The following is a 9,104-nucleotide window of genomic DNA, read 5'->3' on the forward strand; positions in this document are numbered from 1 at the left end:
CCAGAAAAGAAGGGCGTCCGCCGGCACAAGACACAGGGCAACGGCGGGATATCGCGAGTCTACGGATTCCTGTGCGCGAATCCAGGTGTGGACGTGGACCGGAATCTAGGACCGGACCCAGGCCCGCATCAATTCGGCGGCCTGGTCCGGATTCAGTCGCGGATCGCACAGCGTCGTATACCGCTCGGCCAGCCGGTCGACCCCGTCGACCTTTCCGCCCAGACATTCGGTGACATCCGACGCGGCCACTTCCAGATGGAGTCCGCCCGGGTGCTCCCCCGCCCGTTCCAGCACGCGTTTGCAGCGGCTCGCCTCGTCCACGACGTCGGTGAGGCGCCGCGTCTTGCGGCCTGCCTCCCGCACCGTGTTGCCGTGCATCGGATCGCTCAGCCAGACCGGCCGGTGCCCCGCGTCCCGTACGGCGGCCACGAGCGGCGGCAACAGCCCGGTCACCCGCTCCGCGCCCATCCGCACGATCAGGGTGAGCCGACCGGGCATCCGGTACGGGTCCAACAGCGCGCACACCTCCCGCAGTTCGTCCGTCGCGACGGACGGTCCGAGCTTGAGCGCCACCGGGTTCACGACGGATGCCAGCAGCCGGACATGGGCCGAGTCGGGAGCTCTGGTGCGGTCGCCGAGCCAGGGCAGATGCGTCGAACCGAGGAACCGCCGCCCGCCGTCCGTACGGACCAGCCGGGCCTCGTAGTCGACGACCAGGGCGTCATGGCTGGCCCACGGCCCGTCCTCGAACTCCTGTAAGCGGCGGGCGCGTTGGTCCCGTTCGCGGGTCAGGGCGCGCAGTACGTCGGCGCTCGCCTGGTAGGCCCGGACCATCCGGCGCGGGTCGTGGGCCCGTGCCTCGGGGGTGGGGCTCTCGCCGTTCACCATGTGGCCCCGGAAGGCCGGCAGCAGCACTCCGCCGACCTCTTCGTGGGGCAGGGTGCGGGGCTTGGCGAACTGGCCGCCGATCCGCCCGACCCGTAGCACCGGCAGGCCCGTGCTGTCGGCCACCTCGTCGGCGAGGGCGTGCAGCACCGCCGTCTTGGCCCGGACCTGGTCGGCGTCGGTCTCCTCGAAACTCTCCGCGCAGTCGCCGAGTTGCAGCATCACCGCCCCGCCCCCGGCCACCACCGCGAGGGCCCGCCGCAGCCGCGCCAGTTCCTCCGGGGTCACCAGCGCGGGCGCGGACGCCAGCGCGGTGCAGCTGGGCTCGTACGCGGGGTGCGTCGCCCAGTCCGGCTGCTGGGCCGCCTCCACGCCCGCCGGCCACGGCTGTCGGGGAGTGCTCCGCGCTCCGTCGCCGGTCATCGGTGGGCACCGTGTTCGCCGCGGTCCGCCGGAGGACGCAGCACCCGTTCCAGGAGATCGGCCAGCAGGCCGGTGCCGTGCTCGGTCAGCACCGACTCCAGATGGAACTGGACGGCGGCGAACCGCTCCCCGCGCAGGGCGTGCACCTCCCCGGTGGCGGGATCCCGGCACAGGTACACGTTTCCGCGCACGAGCGGTGAGCGCAGGACGTCCTCGGCGTGGCGGGCCGCGTAGGAGTTGTAGAAGCCGACCGCCTCGGGGCGCCCGAAGAAGTCGATACGGCGTTGCGTGCCCTGGTTGGGCCTCTCGCGGCGGTGGAGCGGAAGCCCGAGGAGTGTGCACAGCGCCTGGTGGCTCAGGCACTCACCGACGAAGGGGATGCCGCCGGCGAGGAGACGGCCGGTCATCTCGGTGATCCCGCGGACCTTCGGGTCGGTGGTGGCCCGGGGGTCGCCGGGGCCGGGGCCGAGCAGGACGCAGTCGTACGCCTCCAGGTCCGAGGAGCGCACCGACCACCAGGGGCGGACCGTGGCGTCCAGTCCCAGGGCCCGGGTCTGGTGGCCGAGCATGTCGGTGAACTTGTCCTCGGCGTCCACGATCAGCACACGTCCCGCGTCGGGGGCGTGGGAGCGTACGGGCCGGTCGTCCTCCTTGCCGAGCCAGAACGCCGACAGCCCCACGTTGCGGCGGTCCAGGGCGTCCGTGACACGGGGGTCGTCCCTCAGAGGCTCCGGCGACTGTCGCGACCGCTGTGAGGGGTCCGGTGTCCGGGGCCGCCCCGTCAGACCGGTGGCGGCGAGCAGCGCGTCGGCCTTGGCCCAGGTCTCGGCGACCTCGGCGGTGGGCCGTGAGTCGCGTACGAGCGTGGCGCCCACGTCGATGCGTACGGTGCCCTCCCGGCGGATCTCCGCGGTACGGATCAGGATCGCCGAGTCCAGGGTGGCGAGGCCGTTCGTGTCCCGGCCGAGCAGGGCGAGGGCGCCGCCGTAGTAGCCGCGGCCGCTCTCCTCGTGGCGGGCGATCACCCGGCAGGCGTTCTCCAGGGGGCTGCCGATGATGGTCGGCGCGAACATCGTCTCGCGCAGCACCTCGCGCACGTCCAGGGACGTGGGGCCGTCCAGCAGGTACTCGGTGTGCGCCAGTCTGGCCATCTGCCGCAGGTAGGGGCCGCGGGCCCGGGCGCCGCCGTCGCAGACCCTGGCGAGCATCTTCAGCTCCTCGTCGACGACCATGAAGAGCTCGTCGGTCTCCTTACGGTCGTCCAGGAACTCCAGTACGCCGTCCATGTCCGCGCCCGAGGGCGGGTAGCGGTAGGTGCCGCTGATCGGATTCATCCGCGCCACGCCCTCGGCCACCTGGACGTGCAGTTCCGGGGAGGCGCCGACGAAGGTGCGGTCGCCGGTGTGCACCACGAACGTCCAGTGGGCGCCGGACTCCATGGTCAGCAGCCGCTTGAAGACGGTCAGGGCGACCTCGGGCCGGTAGTCGCGCAAGGTCGCCCGGAAGGACCGTCTGACGACGAAGTTCGAGCCCTCGCCGGACCGGATCTCCTCGTCGAGGACCTTCTGCACGACCTTCTCGTACTCGTCGTCCCCGACGTCGAACCCGCCCTCGGACAGGGCGACTTCGGCGTCGGGCAGCAGTTCCAGCGCCTCCTGGACGGGGAGAGCGGCTCGTTGCCGCACGGCCAGCGTCAGGATGGGTTCGCCGTCGTCGTTGCAGGCGTACCCGCGCTCGGTGATCTGGCGGAAGGGGATGGCCGCCAGCACCTCCGCCGGTCCCCCGGCTCCGGCCCAGGCCTCGGACCCGGCCCAGGCCTCGGCCCCGCTTTCGGCTCCGCTCCCGGTCGCGTGCACAGGGCCGGGCAGCGGCACGTCGGCGAGCGTCGTCACCTCTCGCACCTCCCCCGTCAGGACCTCCACCTCGGGGGTGTCCGTACCGGCTCTGCGCAGGAGCGCGAACGGGGGTGGGTCGGGCGTCAGCAGGGAGTTGAGGAGGTCCCGAGCGCACGTCTCGCGAAAGTCCCGGACAGTGCTGATCGTCATGCCTGCCTTTCCTGGGCGCCGTGAAGCAGGCCGCGCAAGGCGACGGGCGTCGGTCCATCGAGGCGGAACGGGGGGAGGGTGGGAGAGCCGGGAACGTCAGCCGGATGCCTGCCGATCGGAGCGTCGCTCCAGTTCCGTCGCGAAGTCCTGCCATGCCCGGCTGCACGCACGGGCGGCCGACACGATGATCTCCGCACGGTGCGGCGGAACGTTTTCGCCGATCCGGGTCCACTCTTGCGGGCCCACCGTGCACACGTCCAGGAGCCGGAGCAGGGTGCGGCCCGATTCGGAGAACCGCAGCGAGGGGTCCTTGCGCAGGTTGTGGATCAGTCCCGCGAGGTCGACGTCATGGTCGGCGCCACCGTCGATACGGGCCAGTGCCTTCGGCCGTGGCAGTGTTCCCGCCGTCTCGGGGGTCCCTTCCGCGGCCGCTTCGGCAGGCGCCGTCCCCGGCCCGCGCCGTGTGGGGCCGGCGGGCGCCTCACCGCGCCGCAGCCGGTCCCGGACGTCCCGCACGGTGGCGGTACAGATCCCGGCCTCCCTGGCGACCTCGCGCAGCGAGACGCCGGGACGTTCGGCGAGGATCCTGCCCGCCTGTTCGCGCCCCTCGGCGGCGTCGACCGGCCGCTCCCGGCCATCACGCCCCATCCGGGTGTTCGAGTGGGGAATTTCCCCACTCGCACGGCGCCGGATCGCGCCGACGGTCTTGTGGGAGAGGCCGGTGACGGCGGCGATCGCCCGATCGCTCCACTCGGGGTGGGAGCTGACGATCCGTTCGGCGGCGGCGTTTCTGTCGGATCGCGGCAAGGGGAGGCCGTGGGAGATGTTCGCCTTCACGGCGAGGACGAATGCTTCCTCGTCGTCGCACTCGCAGAAGACCGCCTCGATTTTCTCTTGACCGCGCAGTTCCGCCGCGCGCACGCGATGCATTCCGTCGACGACGCTCATCGTCCGGCGGTTCACGAGAATGGGCGGCAGTTCGGTGTCCGATTCGGCCAGGAGGCGCACGTGCTCATGGTCCGCACCCGAAAGCCGGGGGGAATCAAATCGGGTCAACTCGCTCAACGACACCAATTCGGTGGACGGGCCCGATATAAGCGCGGAAGCGTCAGCTAATCGCTGACCGTTCATGAGTTTATCCCCCCGGGGCGAGCTGGAGCTTTGCAGGACGACAACGATGGCAAGAGACATCGAAGGGCATCCGCCCATGGAGGCACGCAGCCGAAAAAATCTCCAGCCGCATGAGCGCGAAAGTAACAGGATGATCGACTCAAGGCACACCCCCGTGCATTTCGGCCAGTTGTCCCGTGTGTCCGGTGGAACGCCGACCGCACCGACACCGTTCGGGGCGCCGACGAATCGCAACACCCACGCAGTCGCCCGAAGAGCACGCCGGAGATTCAGGAGAGATCATCTCGGGCGCGATCAAGGACGGTGAAAGAGTTGCCATTCCACCTTTTAGTCAACAGCTGTTCCAAGACAAAGCGACCGTATCAGCCGCCCCTCGGCACCGGCAACCAAAACGTGATGTGCTGTTAACAAGCCACGCACTCACCAAAACGCGGGGACATCGGCAGTGGTTGGTGATCTTCACGCACACCGCCGGATCGGGTACCGACGACAACGGCGCACTTCAGAGGCGTCGCGGCGACAGAGAAGCCGAGCGACGGAAAGTCGCCCCCCGAATTCCCGCGAACCCCGTTTGCGTCACGAATAGCTGGGCATCAGAAACAGGTTATCCACCTTGAAACGTGGACGCGCTCGGCGCTGTAACGGAATATTAACTTCCGCTTTCGCGATTCCGCGGGCGCGGCCCGCCATCCGCCGTCCGCGGTCCGGTGACGGGCTGTCCGGCGTGCGCCGGGTGGCCCGGTCAGGCGGTCCTGTTAGGTGGCCCGGATGACGGGTACCCGGCCGCCCGGCAGCAGGCGTGACGTGTGGCGACCCGCTGGACCTGCGGTGAGACTGGGGCAAGCGGCGCCTGACGATGGGTGGAGCATGTTCAGGGTTGAGGAAACGATCGAGGTCGCGGTCCCGGTGAGTGCCGCGTACAACCAGTGGACGCAGTTCAAGAGCTTTCCCCGGTTCATGACCGCGGTGAAGAGGGTCGAGCAGGTCCGGCCGGCGCTCCTCTCCTGGACGGTCGGGGTCGGACCCGTGCGCCGCGAGTTCCAGGCCGAGATCGTCGAACAGGAACCCGACTCCCATCTGACGTGGCAGAGCCTCGAACGGCACTTCGTCCACCAGGGCGAGGTGTTGTTCCGGCCGACCGCCACGGACGGCCCCACCACGACGGCCGGCACGCCGGACGGCACGACGGACCGTACGACCGTCGTCGTCCGGATCGAGGTCGACTCACCCGGCGCCACCGCCCTGCTCGGCGGCCTCCCCGAGCTGGTCGCCCGTGTCGTCCAGCGGGAGCTGCGGCACTTCAAGGCGTACATCGAGGGGCTCGGCGCGGAGAGCGGGGCCTGGCGGGGCACCATCCACGGCGGACGCGTACGGCCCGACGAGCCCAAGCCGCACCGGAGCCGTGTGCCCCACTGGCCCGTCGGCTGACGCCGGGAGCGACAACAGCGTGACTGAAAGGCGATACCGATGAAGAAGGCCCCCGGCGAGGAGTCGAACGAGGCTCTGACCGTGACCCCGCCGAAGAAGTGGGCGGCGGGCGTACCCGCGGTGGCGCACGCGTTGGAGTACTCCCTGGAGGAGACCTCCGTACGGCGCACCGGGGAGACGCTGCTGACCATGAACCAGGTGGGCGGTATCGACTGTCCCGGCTGCGCGTGGGCTGACCCCTCACCCGGCAACCGGCATCGCAACGAGTACTGCGAGAACGGCGCCAAGCACATCAACGACGAGGCGACGTCACGGCGCATCGGCGCCGACTTCTTCCGCGAGCACACGGTCTCCGAATTGGGCCGGCGCTCCGACACATGGCTGAACCAGCAGGGCCGGCTCACGGAGCCGATGGTGAAGCGGCCGGGGTCCGACTCGTACGAGCCGATCAGCTGGCACGACGCCTTCGACCTGCTCGCCTCCGAGCTGACGTCGCTCGACTCCCCCGACGAGGCGGTGTTCTACACCTCCGGCCGGGCCAGCAACGAGGCCGCGTTCGTGCTGCAGTTGTTCGCCAGGGCGCTGGGCACCAACAATCTGCCCGACTGCAGCAACATGTGCCACGAGTCCAGCGGCTTCGCGCTGCACGAGACGCTGGGTACGGGCAAGGGGACGGTCAGCCTCGACGACCTGCACCACGCCGACCTGATCTTCGTGGTGGGGCAGAACCCCGGGACCAATCATCCGCGCCAACTGTCCGCGCTGGAAGAGGCCAAGCGCAACGGCGCCCGCATCGTCGCGGTCAACCCCCTGCCCGAAGCTGGGCTGTTGCGGTTCAAGAACCCGCAGAAGCCCAGCGGGGTCATCGGCAAGGGCACCCAGATCGCCGACCGCTTCCTCCACATCCGCAACGGCGGCGACCTGGCCCTGTTCCAGGGAATCAACCGGCTGCTGCTGGAGGCCGAGGACGCCCGACCGGGCGAGGTCCTCGCCCGCGACTTCATCGAGAGCGACACCAAGGGCTTCGAGGAGTTCGCCGAGCACGCCCGTACCGTCGGGTGGAACGACATCCTCGCCGCGACCGGTCTGGGCCGCGAGGAGATCGAGCAGGTACGGGACGAGGTGCTGGCAAGCCGGCGCGTCATCGTCTGCTGGGCGATGGGCATCACCCAGCACAAGCACGCCGTCCCCACCATCAGGGAGATCGTGAACTTCCTGCTGCTGCGCGGGAACGTGGGCCGGGCCGGCACCGGCGCCTGTCCGGTACGCGGGCACAGCAACGTGCAGGGCGACCGCACGATGGGCATCTGGGAGCAGATGCCGGACGATTTCCTCGACTCGCTCCAGGAGGAGTTCGGCTTCGACCCGCCGCGCGCCCACGGGCTGGACTCCGTGAACTCGATCCGGGCGATGCGCGAGGGCCGTATCAAGTTCTTCCTCGCCCTGGCCGGCAATTTCGTCCGGGCCGCACCGGACAGCGAGGTCACCGAAGAGGCCATGCGCACCTGCCGTCTGACGGCCCACATCTCCACCAAACTCAACCGGTCCCACACCGTGTGCGGCGAGACCGCGCTCATCCTGCCGCCCCTCGGCCGCACGGAGGTGGACATCCAGGCCGACGGGGAGCAGTTCGTCACCGTCGAGAACTCGATGAGCGAGGTGCACACCTCTCAGGGGCGGCTGCAACCGGCCTCGCCCCTGCTGCTGAGCGAGATCTCCATTCTGTGCCGGCTCGCCCGCCGCACCCTCGACGGCCGGGCCGCCGACATCCCGTGGGAGCGGTTCGAGGCCGACTACGGCGCGATCCGCGACCACATCTCGCGCATCGTCCCAGGACTGCACGACTTCAACCGTCGTGTGACACGGCCCGGCGGCATCCAACTGCCCAACGCGGTCAACGAGGGCGTCTACCACAACGACGTCGGCAAGGCACTGTTCACCGCCAACGACTTCGCGATGCTCCAGGCCCCCGAGGGGCACCTGCTGCTGCAGACCCTGCGCTCCCACGACCAGTGGAACACCGTCCCGTACACGCCCAACGACCGCTACCGGGGCATTCACGGAAGCCGTCGGGTGGTACTCGTCAACCCGGAGGACGTGACCGCACTGGGCCTCTCCGCGGGACAGCACGTCGACCTGGTCAGCGTGTGGGGCGACGACCCCGATCGACGTGCCGGGGACTTCCGCGTGGTCCCCTACCCCACCACCCGGGGCTGCGCCGCCGCCTACTACCCCGAGACGAACGTCCTGGTGCCGCTGGACAGCGTGTCCGACAAGAGCAACCAGCCGACGTCGAAGGCGATCGTCGTCCGTCTGGAGCCCGTCGCGTCGCCGACGGCGACCGCGTCAGCGAGGTGAACGTGAGGCGTCGGGTACGGAGATGACGACCATCCGGTTCACCGTGCCGTCCTCGCCGACCACATCGCGTACGTGCCGGAAGCCCAGGCGCCGGCACAGGGCGAGACTCGCGGTGTTCCCGGCGCCCACCATGCCGTAGGCCTCCGTCAGCCCGAGGTTGTCGGCGGCGTGGCGGAGCAGGCCGTGCACGGCTTCGGTGCCGATACCCTGCCCCCAGTAGTCGGGGGCGAGGGCGACGATGAGTTCATGACCGTCGACGTTGCCGGTCCTCTTCACCTCCGCGTGCCCGATGTACGTCCCCTGCCACCACACCCCCCACACGTCGAAGCGCCGCGTGGGATAGACGTCGGTGAGGATGGCACGGAACGCCGCGCGCAGGTCGGCCTCGGACACCATGTCCTGGCCCATCCAGTGGCACACCACCTCGTTGCGCAGCAGGGCGACGAAGTGGGTCTCGTCCTCTGGGCGGTAGGGCGTGAACTCCAGCCGTTCGGTCTTCAGGACGGGTGTCATCGATGGACTCCTGGGTGGGGTGAGGCCGGAGGGACGGGGGCGGGGTTCTCCGTCCCCGTCCCTCCGCGGCCACGGACGGGTCAGACCTCCGTGTCCTCCATGTTCTCCATCCGCTCACGCAGGCTGCGCGGACGCATGTCGGTCCACACCTCGTCGACGTACGCGGAGCACTCCTCCTCGGTGCCCTCCTTCCCGACGGGCTGCCAGCCAGCGGGCACCTCGATGTCGACCGGCCAGAGGGAGTACTGGTCCTCGTCGTTGCGCAGCACCTGGTAGCGGGTGTTCTCGTCCATGTCGTTCTCTCCTGTCGTGGGTGGAGTC

The 9,104-nt window shown here is 69.7% G+C and carries 7 protein-coding genes; 2 read left to right on the plus strand and 5 right to left on the minus strand.

Annotation, left to right across the window (positions count from 1 at the left end; genetic code table 11):
- Positions 1-105 precede the first annotated feature (105 nt).
- The 3 genes from J8N05_RS22820 to J8N05_RS22830 all read right to left on the minus strand — a co-directional run bounded on the left by J8N05_RS22820 (position 106) and on the right by J8N05_RS22830 (position 4,484).
- The gene (locus tag J8N05_RS22820) at positions 106-1,308 is read right to left on the minus strand and encodes a 3-deoxy-7-phosphoheptulonate synthase (RefSeq protein ID WP_210885399.1); all 1,203 of its coding nucleotides are present in this window, start codon (positions 1,306-1,308) and stop codon (positions 106-108) included.
- Positions 1,305-3,353 (minus strand): anthranilate synthase family protein, encoded by a 2,049-nt coding sequence (locus J8N05_RS22825; RefSeq protein WP_210885401.1) that lies wholly within the window; start codon positions 3,351-3,353, stop codon positions 1,305-1,307. The genes J8N05_RS22820 and J8N05_RS22825 overlap by 4 nt, the downstream gene beginning before the upstream one ends.
- Positions 3,354-3,449: 96 nt before the next feature.
- A complete protein-coding gene (locus tag J8N05_RS22830) occupies positions 3,450-4,484 on the minus strand; it encodes a ParB/RepB/Spo0J family partition protein (RefSeq protein WP_210885403.1) in 1,035 nt (344 codons plus the stop codon).
- 867 nt (positions 4,485-5,351) lie between these two features.
- Here J8N05_RS22830 and J8N05_RS22835 point away from each other — a divergent pair.
- Both J8N05_RS22835 and J8N05_RS22840 read left to right on the plus strand, forming a co-directional pair.
- Positions 5,352-5,912 carry an SRPBCC family protein gene (locus J8N05_RS22835; RefSeq protein ID WP_210885405.1) on the plus strand — a complete coding sequence of 187 codons (561 nt, stop codon included), beginning with the start codon at positions 5,352-5,354 and terminating at the stop codon, positions 5,910-5,912.
- Positions 5,913-5,951: 39 nt separating this feature from the next.
- Positions 5,952-8,270, plus strand: coding sequence for an FdhF/YdeP family oxidoreductase (locus J8N05_RS22840; protein ID WP_210885407.1), 2,319 nt, complete (start codon positions 5,952-5,954; stop codon positions 8,268-8,270).
- Here the strand turns inward: J8N05_RS22840 and J8N05_RS22845 are convergent.
- Positions 8,259-8,783: a GNAT family N-acetyltransferase gene (locus J8N05_RS22845; RefSeq protein ID WP_210885409.1), complete on the minus strand. Its 525-nt coding sequence runs from the start codon at positions 8,781-8,783 to the stop codon at positions 8,259-8,261. The genes J8N05_RS22840 and J8N05_RS22845 overlap by 12 nt on opposite strands.
- Positions 8,784-8,863: 80 nt before the next feature.
- Positions 8,864-9,076, minus strand: a complete 213-nt coding sequence (locus J8N05_RS22850) for an MbtH family protein (RefSeq protein WP_210885411.1) — start codon at positions 9,074-9,076, stop codon at positions 8,864-8,866.
- Positions 9,077-9,104 lie beyond the last annotated feature (28 nt).

This window comes from Streptomyces liliiviolaceus (assembly GCF_018070025.1).
Taxonomy (GTDB): domain Bacteria; phylum Actinomycetota; class Actinomycetes; order Streptomycetales; family Streptomycetaceae; genus Streptomyces; species Streptomyces liliiviolaceus.

Coding starts and splice junctions, on each gene's coding strand:
- J8N05_RS22820 (WP_210885399.1), bottom strand. CDS start 1,308: ATGACCGGCGACGGAGCGCGGAGCACTCCCCGACAGCCGTGGCCGGCG.
- J8N05_RS22825 (WP_210885401.1), bottom strand. CDS start 3,353: ATGACGATCAGCACTGTCCGGGACTTTCGCGAGACGTGCGCTCGGGAC.
- J8N05_RS22830 (WP_210885403.1), bottom strand. CDS start 4,484: ATGAACGGTCAGCGATTAGCTGACGCTTCCGCGCTTATATCGGGCCCG.
- J8N05_RS22835 (WP_210885405.1), top strand. CDS start 5,352: ATGTTCAGGGTTGAGGAAACGATCGAGGTCGCGGTCCCGGTGAGTGCC.
- J8N05_RS22840 (WP_210885407.1), top strand. CDS start 5,952: ATGAAGAAGGCCCCCGGCGAGGAGTCGAACGAGGCTCTGACCGTGACC.
- J8N05_RS22845 (WP_210885409.1), bottom strand. CDS start 8,783: ATGACACCCGTCCTGAAGACCGAACGGCTGGAGTTCACGCCCTACCGC.
- J8N05_RS22850 (WP_210885411.1), bottom strand. CDS start 9,076: ATGGACGAGAACACCCGCTACCAGGTGCTGCGCAACGACGAGGACCAG.